Origin of the sequence: Agromyces badenianii, from assembly GCF_003070885.1 — a bacterium.
GTDB lineage: Bacteria > Actinomycetota > Actinomycetes > Actinomycetales > Microbacteriaceae > Agromyces > Agromyces badenianii.
In genome coordinates this window covers 2,390,499-2,405,173 of the sequence record NZ_CP028913.1, presented here as the reverse complement: position 1 = coordinate 2,405,173, position 14,675 = coordinate 2,390,499, and the positions used below count along the sequence as shown (strand labels likewise).

Here is a 14,675-nt window from a genome sequence, read left to right as displayed (position 1 = left end):
CTTGACGGCATGCTTCTCGCGATCGACACCTCGACTGGCACGAGCGTCGCCGTGGTCGATCGAGACCGTGCCAGCGGCGAACTGCGCTGCCTCGCCGAGACGGGCACCGACGACACCATGCGGCACGCCGAGGTGATCGGCGGGTTCATCCGAGGCGCGCTCGCGGGCGCGGGCATCGGGCCGCACGAGCTGTCGGGAGTCGCGGCGGGAATGGGGCCGGGGCCCTTCACCGGGCTGCGGGTCGGCATCGCGGCCGCTCACGCCTTCGCGCTCGGCATCGCTCGCCCCTTCGTGCCGGTCGTCAGCCACGATGCGATCGCCTTGACTCGGTATCTCGCGGGCGACGAGGGTCTCGTGCAGGTCGTCACCGACGCGCGGCGCCGGGAGTTCGCCGTCTCGGAATACGAGGGCCTCGACGCCGACGGCCTGCCGGTGCGCGTCGATGGCCCGGGGCTCGTGCCGCGTGACGAGGTGCCGCCGGCCCGAGGCATCCGCTTCGACGCGTCGATCGTCTCGGCGGGCGCGGTCGGCATGCTCGCCGAACTCGCCTTCGCCGCCGGTCGGCTGCCGCTCGCAGCCGACCGTCCGATCTACCTTCGGGCACCCGATGTGACCCCCTCGGCCGGCAAGAAGGTGCTTCGATGAGCGTGTTCATGCGGCGTGCGAACGTCGGCGATCTCGACCGCATCATGGTGCTCGAGCGCGAGACCTTCGAGGCCGATGCCTGGTCGATCGATGCCATGCGCCGAGAGCTCGAGAGCCCTCACGGCTACTACCTCATCGCCGTCGACGACGAGCTCGAGGCCCGGCGAGACGCCCGCGCGGAGAGCGGCACCGACGACCACCATGACCCCGCTGCCGACCCCGACCTCGACCAAGACGGCGACGCCGACCCGGCCGCCGGCCTGCTCGGCTACGCCGGTCTCCTGGCGCCCGCCGGCGGCGGTCAGGGCGACATCCAGACGATCGCGGTGGCTCCCTCGACGCGCGGCATCGGCCTCGGCCGCGGACTCATGCACGCGCTCATCACCGAGGCCCGCAGACGCCACGTCGCCGAGCTCTTCCTCGAGGTGCGCGCAGACAACCCCATCGCGCGGGCGCTCTACGACTCGCTCGGCTTCGAGGAGATCGGGGTCCGACGCGGCTACTACCGGCACGGCGTCGACGCGGTGCACATGCGCCTGACCGTGCCACCGGCGATCACCCGACCGGCCGGCGACGAGACCGACGGCAGCGGCGGGCGATCGGGGCGCGGCGCCGGCGACGCGAAGGCGGGTCGATGAACCGCGACACCCCCCTCATCCTCGGCATCGAGACCTCCTGCGACGAGACCGGCATCGGCATCGTGCGCGGCACGACGCTGCTCGCCAACACGATCGCCTCGTCCATGGAGGAGCACGCGCGCTACGGCGGGGTCGTGCCGGAGGTCGCCGCGCGTGCGCACCTCGAGGCACTCGGCCCCACGATCCGGGCAGCGCTCGACGAGGCATCCGTCACCCTCGCCGAGGTCGACGCGATCGCCGTGACGAGTGGTCCCGGACTGGCCGGCGCACTCATGGTCGGCGTCGGCGCGGCCAAGGCGCTCGCGCTCGCGCTCGACGTGCCGATCTACGCCGTCAACCACCTCGTCGGCCACGTCGGCGCCGACCTGCTCGACACCGCGGCGCCGCTCGAGACCCCCACCGTCGCGCTGCTCGTCTCGGGCGGCCACACCTCGCTCCTGCTCGTGCGCGACCTCGTCTCCGACGTCGAACTGCTCGGCGAGACGATCGACGACGCGGCGGGGGAGGCGTTCGACAAGGTGGCGCGACTCCTCGGCCTGCCGTACCCCGGAGGCCCCGAGATCGACCGCGCGGCGATCGGCGGCGACCCCCGGGCGATCCGGTTCCCGCGCGGGCTCACCCAGCCGAAAGATCTCGCCGCGCACCGCTACGACTTCAGCTTCTCGGGGCTGAAGACCGCCGTCGCCCGTTGGGTCGAGCAGAGGGAGGCGGCGGGGGAGCCCGTGCCGCTCGCAGACGTCGCGGCGAGCTTCCGCGAGGCCGTCGCCGACGTGCTCGTGACGAAGGCCGTCGCCGCCTGCACCGAGCTCGGCGTGCCGCGACTGCTGCTCGGCGGAGGCGTGGTCGCCAACGCCCGCCTGCGTGAGCTCGCGACCGAGCGAGCGGATGCCGCCGGCATCGCACTGCGCATTCCGCCGCTGTCGCTCTGCACCGACAACGGCGCGATGATCGCGGCGCTCGGTGCGCAACTCGTCATGGCGGGCCATCCGCCGTCGACGCTCGACTTCGGGGCGGACTCGACGCTGCCGGCGACCGAGATCCAGGTCGCGGCGCGAATGCCGTGATCCGTGCGGCCGGACGCCGGGCGCGCTAGTGTGAGCGGGAGACCGGATGCCGCCGTCGTCGACGACGCCCGGGAGTTCCCGCCATCGTGGCGGGGTCGCATTCCACAGCATCGAGGGGAACCACCGTGACTGATCCGAACCTTCCTGAGCAGCCCGCCGTACCGCCGACCGCGCCCGCTGCCCCCGCCTACGGGGAACCGCAGGCTGCGGCACCGGCCTACGGGCAGCCGGCCTACGGGCAGCCCGCTTACGGGCAGGCGCCTGCTACCAAGACGAACACCCTTGCGATCGTCTCGCTCGTCGCCTCCATCGCCGGCGTGGTCATCTGGGGCATCGGCTTCATCGTCGGAGTCATCTGCGGCCACATCGCGCTCGGCCAGATCAAGAAGACCGGCGAACAGGGTCGTGGACTCGCAGTCGCCGGCCTGATCGTCGGGTACATCGGCATCGTCCTCTCGATCATCGGCGTGATCATCTTCATCGCGCTGTTCGCATCGCTGGCGTCGTCGGGCAGCTTCGACACCACGTACTGAGCGGCGCGACCGTACTGAGCGGCGCGACCGTACTGAGCCGCGGGCCGACCGAGCCTCCATCGACCACGCAGAAGGGCGAATGCCATGAGTGATCCCAAGAATCCCGACCTCCCCGAGGTGCCGGCCGAGCCCGAGACGCCGCGCGTTCCCGAGCCCACGTCGCCCGACGCCCCAGAGCCCGCGATTCCGGGCGCGCCCGAGCCTGTCGCCCCCGTCGACGTCTCCGCGACCGGCCCCGACGTGCCCGAGGTGCCGTCTGCACCCGAGCCGCCGGCCGCGCCCGAGCCGCCCGCACCGCCCGTTCCTCCGGCGCCGCCCGTGCCGCCGAGCTACGGCGCTGCGACCCCGCCCCCGCCGCCGCCCGGGTACGGTGCTCCGGCGCCGGCTGCGCCCGGTGAGCCGGCGCCCGCGTACGGTGCTCCGGCGGCCGCGTACGGCGCAGCCGCCTATGGCGCGGCAGCACCGACCAAGTCGACCCCCGTGCTCAGCCTGATCTCGCTGATCGCCGGCATCGTCGGCGTCATCGGCTTCTTCGTCGTCTTCATCCCGTTCGTGGGCGGCATCCTGCAGCTGTTCATCCCGGCGGCGGCCGTGGTGCTCGGTTTCCTCGGCAAGAAGAAGGAGCCGGCGGCCAAGGGCATGTGGCTGACGGGCATCATCCTCGGATTCGTCGGCATCGGCATCGCGCTGCTGTCGTTCGTGCTGTGGGGCGTGCTCTTCGCCAGCTACGACAACAACTACTACTACTGAGGAGTAGTCCATGGTTGAGCGCGAGGGGGTTTCGCCCGACGGCGGGACCCCCGACCGCTTGTCGGGGGCGAGCAGTGCAGAAGCATCCGGAACGAACCCGATGACCGCGGCCGGTGCACCGGGTCGACCCGACCCGTCGGGTCCGGCCGGCGCGGGCGACGGCCGGCCGGTCGTCCCACTCGACCGTGCCTCGACGCCGCTCGAAGCGCTTGCGCCGTTCCAGCCGGCCGAGCCGACCTTCCGTCCAGATCCGACGGTGCGCGAGTTCGATGTGCCCTTCGACACCGGGCAGCTCCGGTCGATCTCGACGGGGCAGCTCCTCATCGTGCATCGCCCCGGCAGCACCGACGCGAGCGACGCGGCGGAAGATCGCACCCAGCGGCGGGTCTTCAGCTGGGTCGCCGCCGTGATCGGCACCATCGGCGGCGCGGCATCCCTCTTCGTCGGCTGGATGCTGCCACTGTCGATCGCCGCGATCGTCTTCGGGGTGCTCGGCCTGCGCCGCGAGGAGCACGGCCGCGCGCTCGCCTTCGTCGGCATCGGCACCGGGCTCGCCGGGCTCGTCTTCTCGGCCGTCTGGATCGGGTACTACGCGATCGTCTTCGGCGCGCTGACGTCGTGACGCCCTGACGCACCGACGCGGTGACGCCCTGACGCCCGCGTCAGATCCGCTCGACGAGCAGCGTGACATGGCGACCGGCCTCACGGGTCAGCACGATCGTCGCTGATGCCGAACCGCGCAGCTTCAGTCGCGTGCGCAGCGCGGCCGGGTCGACGTCGACGCCGCGCTTCTTGATCTCGAGCGTGCCGATGCCGCGAGCGGCGAGCGCCTGGCGCAACTGCCGTTCGTCGGCCGGCAGTCGCTCGAGCACCCGGAAGCCCCGGGCGAACGGCGAGTCGAACGCAGTGTCGGCGGTGAGGTAGGCGATTCCGCTGCTCAGCATCCACGCGCCGTGGGCGCGGGCCAGGTCGCCGATCAGGCGTGCCCGGATCACCGCCCCGTCGGGCTCGTAGAGGTAGTCGCCGAGTGGGCCGACGGGCGCGTCTTCACTGTCGGCGCCGGCTGTGAGCTCGTGGGCGGCCTCGCCGCGGACGACGAGGGCGGCGCGGCGGATGCCGGGCCGGGCCACGAGCCCGAACCACACGCCGAGCTCGACGAGGTCGCCGTCGACCGAGACCCACTGTGCCTCGGCGTCAGACGGAATGACCTCGCGATCGGTGCCCGGGCCGAGCTTCACTCCGACGGGCATGCGCTCGCCGAGCCGGAAGGCGAAGTCGAGCGAGGGGGAGTAGCCCGAGGCATCCGTGATTCTCCTGGTGGTGCCGCCCGCGGTGGTGCGCCGTGCGGGGTCGAGCCAGGCGCCGTCGATGCCGCCGAGCGGAACGCGCTCGGCCTGCTCGTGGAGCACCCGCGCCCGTGGGAACGGGGTGAGGTTGTACGCTGCGATGGCCGCGGTGACCTCGTCGGCCTCTGCGGCGGTGACCTCGAGGTCGATCGCCGCCATCGCGAGGGCGTCTCCGCCGATGCCGCAGCCGAGGTCGGCCACGTGCCCGAGTCCCGCGCGGGAGAACCGCCCGGCGTGCAGCGCGGCGACCTTCAATCGCGTCGCCTGCTCGAGTCCGGCCTCGGTGAAGAGCATCCGGGAGGCGAACGGGCCGAACTTCGTTCCGGCCTTCGCGCGGAGCTTCGCCTGGCTGAGCACGGCGGCGACGAGCGTCGGCGGATGCCCCTGCTTGCGGAGGTCGGCGACGGTCTTGACGATGTCGGCCTTCGAGTCCCAGTCGGGCAGCCCGTCGAGCAGCGTGAGGCCCTCGGGCGAGAGCAGTTCGACGAGTTCGGCGCGATCCACCCGGCCACGCTAGCATCGCCCCTTGGGCGAGGTTCGCCCGTGGCTGAACGGGCTGGCACTCACGTTGCACGAGTGCCAAATCGCGCCTAGACTCGGTTTAGCACTCTCGCTCTGAGGCTGCTAACCAGTCTTCGTCAAGAAAGAGGTCAACCGTGTCGGTTTCCATCAAGCCGCTCGAGGATCGCATCGTCATCAAGCAGGTCGAGGCCGAGCAGACCACCGCATCGGGTCTGGTCATCCCCGACACCGCCAAGGAGAAGCCCCAGGAGGGCGAGGTCGTGGCAGTGGGCCCCGGCCGCATCGATGACAACGGCAACCGCGTCCCGCTCGACGTCGCAGTCGGCGACAAGGTGATCTACTCGAAGTACGGCGGCACCGAGGTCAAGTTCGGCGGCGACGACCTGCTCGTGCTGTCGGCTCGCGACGTGCTCGCAGTCGTCGTCCGCTAAGGGCGACACGATTCATCCGAGGCCCGGATGCCCCCTCGGGGCGTCCGGGCCTCGTCGTCGTTCCGGTGAGCGGATGCCTCGGCCGATCGGGGTCGCGGCAGTGTGGCTGGATCTCGACGTCAGACGGCTGACGCGGCGCGGCGCGGCGTCGCGGGCCGGGCGTAGTCTGTGCTGGTGTCATCCCGCCCCGCGACCGCGCCTTCCCCCTCGACGGACTCCTCGGCAGGCGTGAGTCGCTCCGGGCTTCTCTTCGCGATCGGCGCCTACGGGCTCTGGGGCTTCCTGCCCGTCTACTTCATCGCGCTGGCACCGTCGGGTCCGTTCGAGATCGTCGGCTGGCGCGTGCTGTTCTCCCTCGTCTTCTGCGCGCTGCTCATCACCGTCACGCGGGCGTTGCGGCCGCTCGCGGTGCTGCTCCGCGACCGGCGCATCGTGCTCACGATGGGCCTGGCCGGGCTCCTCATCTTCATCAACTGGCAGACCTACGTCTACGCCGCGCTCTCGAACCAGGTGGTCGAGGCGGCGCTCGGCTACTTCATCAACCCGATCGTCACGGTCTTCCTCGGCGTGCTCGTGCTGCGCGAGCGCCTGAATCTGACGCAGTGGATCGCCGTCGGCATCTCGATCGTCGCCGTCGTCGTGCTCGCGGTCGGCTACGGGCAGCTGCCGTGGATCGCGCTCGTGCTCGCGTTCTCGTTCGGCTTCTACGGCCTCATCAAGAAGCGGGTCGGCCCGAAGGTCGACGCCGTCTCGGGCCTGACCATCGAGACCGTGTGGCTCGCGCCGCTCGCCGTCGTGCAACTCGTCTTCGTGTCGATGACCACGGGCCTCACCATCGGTACGGTCAGCGTGTGGCACACGGTGCTGCTCCTGCTCGCCGGAGCGATCACCGCGGTGCCGCTCCTGCTCTTCGCAGCGGCGTCGCGACGGTTGCCCCTCATCTTCATGGGGTTCATCCAGTACTTCGCCCCCTTCATCCAGTTCCTCGTGGGCGTCTTCGTGCTGAAGGAACCGATGCCGCCCGAACGCTGGATCGGGTTCGCCCTCGTCTGGGTGGCGCTCATCGTGCTGACGGTCGACCTGCTGCGGGGTGTTCGCGCCTCGCGACGCGTGGTCGCCGAACCGGCCTGAGGCCGAGCCGACGGTCTGCCGTCCCCCTCTTCGCGACACACGGCGAGCGGATGTCGCGGACGCGCGATCCTCGCGTGAGAGCCCGGAATCATGCGGGTTCCTTGCGCCGGATCGAGGCGAGGTGTCGGCGAGGTAACGATTGAGGGGGCGTTACACGGTTGTGACCGCACTGACTTGTTTCCGCCATTGGCGCGGAATACTGTCAGACAACGGCGTCACCATGGCGCTGCATTGTGTACCAATTCCTTCAGTCCCAAGGAGCAACATGAGCGTATTCGCGAAGGCCACGGCCAAGCGTTCGGCTCGCGCAGCCTGGACGGGTCTCGCCATCGCCGGCGTCAGCACCCTCCTCCTGTCTGCGTGCGCGTCGGGCGGCACGCCGTCGGCCGAGACGGAAGAGCCGGCCGACACCGGTGACGCACTGCCGATCGAAGCCGGCGAGCGAGACCTCGACCTCAAGATCGGCACGATCCTTCCCCAGAGCGGCACGCTCGCGTTCCTCGGCCCGCCCGAGGAGGCCGGTGTCGCGCTCGGCGCGGAAGAGGTCAACGAGGCGGATGCGGGAATGAGCCTCGAGGTGATCTTCCGTGACTCGGGCGACACCACGACCGACATCGCGACCGTCTCCGTGACCGACCTGCTCTCGCAGGACGTCTCGGCGATCGTCGGTGCTGCGTCGTCGGGTGTCTCCTTCACCGTCATCGACCAGATCAGCTCGGCCGGAGTCGTGCAGTTCTCCCCGGCGAACACCTCGCCCGACTTCACCGAGTACGAAGACGCCGGCCTGTACTTCCGCACGGCGCCCTCCGACCTGCTCCAGGGCGAGGTGCTCGGCACGCAGATCGCCGACGACGGCAACTCGACGCTCGGCCTGCTCGTGCTGAACGACCCCTACGGCACCGGCCTCGCGGCCGCGACGAAGGAAGCGTTCGAGGCAGCAGGCGGCGAAGTGGTCGCCGAAGAGCTCTTCAACACCGGTGACTCCAACTTCGACGCGCAGCTCTCGGCCATCTCGGCCGCGAACCCCGACGCCGTCGCGGTCATCACCTTCGACGAGGCGAAGGTCGTCGTGCCGGCGCTCGTCGGCTCGGGCTACCCCGGCGAACAGCTCTACTTCGTCGACGGCAACCTGTCGGACTACAGCGCCGACTTCGCCGAGGGCCTCATCGCAGGTTCGAAGGGCACGCTGCCCGGCCCGAAGCTCGAAGACGACTTCCGTGATCGCCTGCTCGCAATCGATCCCGACCTCGCCGACTTCAGCTACGGCCCCGAGTCGTACGACGCGACGGTCCTGATCGCACTTGCGGCGTACGCGGCGAACAGCACCGAAGGTGCCGACATCGCCAAGTACCTGCGTCAGGTGTCGGGTGGCTCGGGCGACGGCGAGAAGGTCACCACCTTCGCCGACGGCGCGAAGCTCCTCGCTGAGGGCAAGCAGATCGACTTCGACGGCGCTTCCGGTCCCATCACGCTCGACGAGCACGGTGACCCGACCGAGGCGACCATCGGCGTCTACGAGTACGGCGACGACAACAAGTACACCCGCATCAACTAGTACGGGTCGTCACTGAGAGGGTCCCGGCTTCGGCCGGGGCCCTCTTTCGCGTCCCCGGGTCGTGCCTCGCAAAGGGCGGCAGGGCCGGTTATCGACGGGTCCGTCAACCGCGGCCCTCCCGGTGCGCGGCGCGGGCGCCGGCCAGGGCGCGGCCGGTGCGCTTCGCGGCCGCTCGCCGAGGGACGCTGGCGACCCCGGCGCGGGCCTCTCCGGCACCGCGAAGGGGCGGATGCCGCAGCATCCGCCCCTTCGTTTCGTGCGCGCGCTCGGCGCTGCTCAGTCCTGGCCGAGCGTGCCCAGGTAGAGGCCGATGACCTTCGGGTCGTTCAGCAGGTCGCGACCGGTGCCGGTGTAGGCGTCGCGACCCTGGTCGAGCACGTAGCCGCGGTCGCAGATCTGCAGGCAGCGACGGGCGTTCTGCTCGACCATGATCGTCGTGACGCCGGCGCGGTTGATCTCCTTCACCCGCAGGAAGGCCTCGTCTTGGCGCACGGGCGAGAGGCCGGCGCTCGGCTCGTCGAGGAGCATCACGTGCGGCCCCATCATGAGGGCGCGCGACATGGCCACCATCTGGCGCTCGCCGCCAGACAACGAGCCCGCCCGCTGGCCGAGTCGCTTGCCGAGCTCGGGGAAGATCTCGGTGACGAACTCGAGCCGTTCCTTCAGCCCCTTGGGCTTCTGGAACAGGCCCATCTCGAGGTTCTCCTGGATGGTGAGCGACGGGAACACGTTGTTCGTCTGGGGCACGAAGCCGACGCCCTTGGCGACGAGCTTGTTCGCCTTGAGGTTCGTGATCTCTTCACCGTTCAGGCGGATCGTGCCCTCTCGCACCTTCACGAGACCGAAGATCGCCTTCAACAGGGTGGACTTGCCGGCACCGTTCGGGCCGATGATGCCGATGAGTTCACCCTGCCGCGCCTGGAGCGAGCACGCGTTCAGGATGTTGACGCCGGGCAGGTAGCCCGCCGTCACCGTATCGACCTCGACGACCATGTCGCCGACGGGTTCGAGCACCGCGCCCGGGGCGGGATTACTGTTCGTCATCGATGAGCTCCTTCAGAACTTCGACGTGCTCGGTGTCGGTCGCGCCGAGATCGGCGTCGTGATGGGCGCCGAGGTAGGCGTCGATCACGGCCTGGTCTTCCATGACGGTGTGCGGATCGCCCTCGGCGACGATGCGGCCCTCGGCCATCACCACGACCCAGTCGGCGATATGGCGCACCATGTGCATGTCGTGCTCGACGAACAGCACGGTCATGCCTTGCGACTTCAGGTCGAGGATGTGGTCGAGCAACGACTGCGTCAGTGCCGGGTTCACCCCGGCCATCGGCTCGTCGAGCATCACGAGCGTGGGATCGCTCATGAGGGCCCGCGCCATCTCGAGCAGCTTGCGCTGCCCGCCCGAGAGGCTCGCGGCGTAGTCGGTCTGCTTGGCGTCGAGCTTGAAGCGAGTCAGCAGCTCGACGGCTTTCGCCTCGATCTCCTCCTCTTGCTTGCGCCAGAGGAAGGGCAGCACCGAGCGGAAGAGGTTCTCGCCGCTCTGGCCCTTCGCTCCGAGCTTCATGTTGTCGAGCACGGTCAGCAGCCCGAGGGCCTTCGTCAGCTGGAAGGTGCGGATGAGGCCCATGCGGGCGACGCGGTAGGCCGGGACGTGCGCGAGCGAGCGCCCCTCGAACTCCCACGTGCCGGAGTCGGGCTTGTCGAAGCCCGTCAGCAGGTTGAAGAACGTGGTCTTACCGGCGCCGTTCGGGCCGATGAGGGCGGTGATCGCACCGCGGGGGATCTCGACGTGCTCGACATCGACCGCCTTGAGACCGCCGAAGGTGCGGGTGACGCCGTCGGCGATGAGGATCGGGTCGACCTTGCGGCATCCCGGTTCTGCTGCACCGACGTGGAGACCGGTGGTCTTCACCGGCTTGGACGTGGGAGTGACATCACTTGACAAAGGCCAGCTCCTTCTTGTTTCCGAAGATGCCCTGAGGCCTGAAGATCACGATCAACATGATCGCGACGCCGACGAGGATGAACCGGAGCTGTCCGGCCTGCACCTGCGTCATGAACGGGAGCCAGCCCGCCTCGACCGCCCGGGAGATGAAGCCCGAGAAGAAGGAGAGCAGCACCCAGAAGATCATCGAGCCGATGATCGGCCCGAGGATCGTGGCGGCCCCGCCGAGGAGCAGGATCGCATAGACGAAGAAGGTGAGCGAGGTCTGGTAGTTCGCCGGCACGACCGCTCGGGGCAGGACGAAGATCATGCCCGCGAGGGTGCCGTAGACGCCACCGAGGATCAGGCTCTGCATCTTGTACGAGTAGACGTTCTTGCCGAGTGCGCGTACCGCGTCCTCATCTTCACGGATGCCCTTGATGACGCGGCCCCACGGGCTGCGCATGATGAGCCAGGTCAGCAGTGCCAGGAGCACCACGACGGTCCATCCGACGATTCGCAGCCACCAGTCGTACTCGTTGTACTGGAACGGGCCGAAACCGTAGGTGCCCTTCGGGATCGGGTTGAGGGCGGCGAAGCTGCCCTTGTACCCGTTCAGGCCCTGAGCAGACCCGGTGACCGCCTCGAAGGTGTTCGTCGTGAAGATGAGCCGCAGGATCTCCGCCGCCGCGATCGTGACGATCGCGAGGTAGTCGGCCCGGAGCCGCAGGGTCGGGATGCCGAGGATCAACGCGAACACGACGGACGCGCCGATGCCGACGAGCACGGCCGCCCAGACGGGCAGGCCGAAGGAGAGCACCGAGATGGCGTAGCCGTAGGCGCCGAGCGCCATGAACCCGGCCTGGCCGAAGTTCAGCAGGCCCGTGTACCCGAAGTGGATCGCGAGGCCGAGGGCCGCCAGCGCGTACGCCGCGGTCGTGGGGCTGATGAGCTCCTGCGCCGCGTTGGAGAAGATCTGAATCCAGTCGATCATGGTCGGTCCTCCTTAGCCGATTCTCTCGCGGCGACCGAGGATGCCCTGCGGTCGGAACAACAGCACGAGGATCAGCACGACGAGCGCGCCCACGTACTTCAGGTCGCTCGGCAGCCACAGCGTCGAGATCTCGATGAAGAGACCGACGATGAGGGAGCCGACGAGGGCGCCGAAGGCGGTACCGAGGCCACCGAGGGTGACGGCGGCGAAGATCAGCAGCAGGATCTGGAAGCCCATGTCCCAGCTGACGCCGGGGCGGAAGTAGGCCCAGAGGATTCCGCTGAGGCCGGCGAGGGCTGCACCGAGCACCCAGACGATGCGGATGACGCGGTCGACGTCGATGCCGCTCGCGGAGGCCAGGCTCGCGTTGTCTGAGACGGCGCGCGTGGCCTTGCCGATGCGGGTGCGCAGCAGGAAGAACGCCACGGCGAGGAGCACGACGACCGAGACGATCATGCTGCCGACGTCGATCCAGGAGAGCTGGACACCGCCGAACGACAGCTCCTTCGGCGCGGTGGCCCCCGGCAGCTGCCGGGTCGCTCCGCCGTAGAAGAACTGGTACGTGTACCGGATCGCGAGCGAGAGGCCGATGCTCACGATCATGAGCGGGATCAGCCCGACGCCGCGCTTGCGGAGCGGTTTCCAGATGATGGCGTCGAGGCTCCAGCCGAGCGCTGCGCTGAGCACGAGGGCGACGGCGATCGCCAGCCAGATCGGCCAGGCGAGATCGACGCCGAAGCTCAGCACCATCAGTGCACCGAAGGTCACCATCTCGGCGTGGGCGAAGTTCGAGAGCCCGGTCGTGCCGAAGATGAGCGAGAGCCCGATGGCCGCGAGCGCGAGCAGGAGGCCGAAGTTCAGGCCGTTGATCACGCGTTCGAGCAGCTGGGCCGCGAAGTTCGTGGTCGTGCGTTCGCCCTCGCCGAGGAAGAAGTTGACGGCCTTCAGCTTCGTGAGCGCGAACTCGGCCGTGATCGTGGCCTCGCCCTTCGCGACGACGACGCCCTCGGGCAGGGTGTCTTCGTCGAGTGTGACCTCGTACTCGCCCTTTTCGGGCACGCCGATTCGCCATTTGCCTTCGGCGTCGGTCTCGGCGTCGGCTTCGAAGCCGCCGCCTTCGACCGTGATCTTCACGCCTTCGAGCGGCTCGCGATCGAATTGCACGTTCCCCGTGAAGAAGTACTCGAATTCTTCGGAAGCCTGGGCCGTACTCCCATCCTCCGCCATCGCAGGGGACGCTGCGATGCCGGACAGAGTGAGTGCGGACGCGAGGATTCCGAGGAGAACGAGCCACCTCCCTGGAGACCGATGGGCGAGCGTTCGTGTGGGTTTCACTGCACCTCCAAGGGCGCCCGTCAGGCTGATGGCCGTCTGGGTTCGGTCCTGACCTGTCGACAACTTCGTCGACAGTACGTGCCGATTATGTCTCATACGTTTCACACATGAGGCAAACGGCGTTCGATTGTTATCCGGGAATGCTCGCGATGCAAACTCGCTTAAGATGGATATCGCGCGCGAAAACGGTGTGCGCGGCATTCGAGCAGCACTCGACACGAGGAGCGACATGGACCAGGCCGACCCGTTCGGACTCACAGGACTCACCTACGACGACGTCCTCCTGCTGCCTGGCCACACCGACGTGATCCCGAGTGAAGCTGACACGACATCGCGCCTGACGCGTCGCATCAGCGTCGCGACCCCGCTGCTGTCTGCGGCGATGGACACGGTGACCGAGGCCCGCATGGCGATCGCCATGGCCCGTCAGGGCGGCATCGGCATCCTGCACCGAAACCTCTCGATCGCCGATCAGGCCGACATGGTCGACCTGGTCAAGCGCAGCGAGTCGGGCATGGTCTCCAACCCGGTCACGACGACGCCCGAGGCATCCGTCGCCGATGTCGATGCGCTCTGCGCGACCTACCGGGTCAGCGGACTGCCGGTCGTCGACACCGACGGCAAGCTCGTCGGCATCATCTCGAACCGCGACATGCGGTTCGTCTCCGACTTCGAGAAGCCCACCACGCGGGTGAGCGAGGTCATGACCGAGATGCCGCTCATCACGGGCCGGGTGGGCATGAACCCCGACGAGGCGCTCGCGATCTTCGCCAAGCACAAGATCGAGAAGCTGCCGCTCATCGACGAAGACGGCCGCCTCACCGGGCTCATCACCGTCAAGGACTTCGACAAGTCCGAGCAGTATCCGAATGCCACGAAAGACCTCGAGGGCCGCCTTCGGGTCGGTGCGGCGATGGGCTTCTTCGGCGACGCGTGGGAGCGCGCCGAGGCGCTCCGCGATGCCGGCGTCGACGTGCTCGTCGTCGACACGGCCAACGGCGAGAGCGCGGGCGTGCTCGACATCATCCGCCGGCTGAAGTCCGACCCGACGTTCGCGCACATCGACGTCATCGGTGGCAACGTCGCGACCCGCGAGGGCGCCCAGGCGCTCGTCGACGCGGGCGCCGACGCCGTGAAGGTCGGCGTCGGGCCCGGTTCCATCTGCACCACGCGCGTCGTCGCCGGAGTCGGCGTGCCCCAGATCACCGCCGTCTACGAGGCGTCCAAGGCGACGAAGCCCGCCGGGGTTCCGCTCATCGCCGACGGCGGCCTGCAGTACTCGGGCGACATCGCGAAGGCCCTCGTCGCCGGCGCCGACACGGTCATGCTCGGCTCGCTGCTCGCCGGCACCGCCGAGAGCCCGGGCGAGCTCGTCTTCCAGAACGGCAAGCAGTTCAAGGCGTACCGCGGCATGGGCTCGCTCGGCGCCCTGCAGACGCGCGGCCAGAAGACCTCGTACTCGAAAGACCGCTACTTCCAGGCGGATGTCCCGTCTGACGACAAGCTGATCCCCGAGGGCATCGAGGGGCAGGTGCCCTACCGCGGGCCGTTGTCGGCCGTGGCATACCAGCTCATCGGGGGCCTGCGCCAGTCGATGTTCTACGTCGGGGCGCGCACGATCGCCGAGCTGAAGACCAAGGGCCGGTTCGTGCGCATCACGCCGGCGGGGCTCAAGGAGTCCCACCCGCACGACGTGCAGATCGTGGTCGAGGCGCCGAACTACACGAGGTAGTTCTCCCGAATCGGAAACAGGCACGCTCGGGCGACTCGCCGCGAGCGTGCCTGTTTCCGAGTTTGCCGCGGCGTG

At 69.0% G+C, this 14,675-nt stretch carries 15 protein-coding genes; 10 read left to right on the top strand and 5 right to left on the bottom strand.

Features of this window, described 5'->3' with window-relative positions; all coding sequences use genetic code 11:
- Positions 1–9 precede the first annotated feature (9 nt).
- From tsaB to DCE93_RS11335, 6 genes are all read left to right on the top strand, one after another.
- Positions 10–645, top strand: coding sequence for a tRNA (adenosine(37)-N6)-threonylcarbamoyltransferase complex dimerization subunit type 1 TsaB (gene tsaB, locus DCE93_RS11360; RefSeq protein WP_108595976.1), 636 nt, complete (start codon positions 10–12; stop codon positions 643–645).
- Positions 642–1,283 carry a GNAT family N-acetyltransferase gene (locus DCE93_RS11355; protein WP_235825134.1) on the top strand — a complete coding sequence of 214 codons (642 nt, stop codon included), beginning with the start codon at positions 642–644 and terminating at the stop codon, positions 1,281–1,283. The genes tsaB and DCE93_RS11355 overlap by 4 nt, the downstream gene beginning before the upstream one ends.
- A complete protein-coding gene (gene tsaD, locus DCE93_RS11350) occupies positions 1,280–2,347 on the top strand; it encodes a tRNA (adenosine(37)-N6)-threonylcarbamoyltransferase complex transferase subunit TsaD (protein WP_108595975.1) in 1,068 nt (355 codons plus the stop codon). Before DCE93_RS11355 ends, tsaD begins: the two co-directional genes overlap by 4 nt.
- A 125-nt stretch (positions 2,348–2,472) precedes the next feature.
- Positions 2,473–2,880, top strand: coding sequence for a DUF4190 domain-containing protein (locus DCE93_RS11345; protein WP_165906008.1), 408 nt, complete (start codon positions 2,473–2,475; stop codon positions 2,878–2,880).
- Positions 2,881–2,964: 84 nt separating this feature from the next.
- A complete protein-coding gene (locus tag DCE93_RS14920) occupies positions 2,965–3,630 on the top strand; it encodes a hypothetical protein (RefSeq protein ID WP_108595973.1) in 666 nt (221 codons plus the stop codon).
- A 10-nt stretch (positions 3,631–3,640) separates the two neighbouring features.
- Positions 3,641–4,252: a DUF4190 domain-containing protein gene (locus DCE93_RS11335; protein ID WP_133411764.1), complete on the top strand. Its 612-nt coding sequence runs from the start codon at positions 3,641–3,643 to the stop codon at positions 4,250–4,252.
- Positions 4,253–4,292: 40 nt separating this feature from the next.
- Here the strand turns inward: DCE93_RS11335 and DCE93_RS11330 are convergent, their stop codons facing one another.
- On the bottom strand, positions 4,293–5,480 hold the full coding sequence (locus tag DCE93_RS11330; RefSeq protein WP_108595971.1) for a class I SAM-dependent methyltransferase: 1,188 nt from the start codon (positions 5,478–5,480) through the stop codon (positions 4,293–4,295).
- Positions 5,481–5,632: 152 nt separating this feature from the next.
- Here DCE93_RS11330 and groES point away from each other — a divergent pair, with 152 nt between their 5' ends.
- The 3 genes from groES to DCE93_RS11315 all read left to right on the top strand — a co-directional run bounded on the left by groES (position 5,633) and on the right by DCE93_RS11315 (position 8,615).
- Entirely contained in the window at positions 5,633–5,929 is a 297-nt protein-coding gene (gene groES, locus DCE93_RS11325) for a co-chaperone GroES (protein WP_108595970.1), read from the top strand.
- A gap of 174 nt (positions 5,930–6,103) precedes the next feature.
- Positions 6,104–7,060: an EamA family transporter RarD gene (gene rarD, locus DCE93_RS11320; RefSeq protein WP_420836956.1), complete on the top strand. Its 957-nt coding sequence runs from the start codon at positions 6,104–6,106 to the stop codon at positions 7,058–7,060.
- Between the two features lie 265 nt (positions 7,061–7,325).
- Positions 7,326–8,615, top strand: coding sequence for an ABC transporter substrate-binding protein (locus DCE93_RS11315; protein ID WP_108595968.1), 1,290 nt, complete (start codon positions 7,326–7,328; stop codon positions 8,613–8,615).
- Between the two features lie 276 nt (positions 8,616–8,891).
- Here DCE93_RS11315 and DCE93_RS11310 read toward each other — a convergent pair whose 3' ends face one another.
- Genes DCE93_RS11310 through DCE93_RS11295 form a run of 4 tightly spaced genes read right to left on the bottom strand, consistent with a single transcriptional unit; the run spans position 8,892 to position 12,697 of the window.
- Positions 8,892–9,659 (bottom strand): ABC transporter ATP-binding protein, encoded by a 768-nt coding sequence (locus DCE93_RS11310; protein ID WP_108595967.1) that lies wholly within the window; start codon positions 9,657–9,659, stop codon positions 8,892–8,894.
- Positions 9,646–10,560: an ABC transporter ATP-binding protein gene (locus DCE93_RS11305; protein WP_108595966.1), complete on the bottom strand. Its 915-nt coding sequence runs from the start codon at positions 10,558–10,560 to the stop codon at positions 9,646–9,648. Before DCE93_RS11305 ends, DCE93_RS11310 begins: the two co-directional genes overlap by 14 nt.
- On the bottom strand, positions 10,550–11,530 hold the full coding sequence (locus DCE93_RS11300) for a branched-chain amino acid ABC transporter permease (RefSeq protein WP_108596744.1): 981 nt from the start codon (positions 11,528–11,530) through the stop codon (positions 10,550–10,552). Before DCE93_RS11300 ends, DCE93_RS11305 begins: the two co-directional genes overlap by 11 nt.
- Before the next feature lie 15 nt (positions 11,531–11,545).
- Entirely contained in the window at positions 11,546–12,697 is a 1,152-nt protein-coding gene (locus DCE93_RS11295) for a branched-chain amino acid ABC transporter permease (protein ID WP_338027571.1), read from the bottom strand.
- Between the two features lie 400 nt (positions 12,698–13,097).
- Between DCE93_RS11295 and guaB the strand changes: the two genes are divergently transcribed.
- Positions 13,098–14,600 carry an IMP dehydrogenase gene (guaB, locus tag DCE93_RS11290; protein WP_108595964.1) on the top strand — a complete coding sequence of 501 codons (1,503 nt, stop codon included), beginning with the start codon at positions 13,098–13,100 and terminating at the stop codon, positions 14,598–14,600.
- The last annotated feature ends 75 nt before the right edge of the window (positions 14,601–14,675 follow it).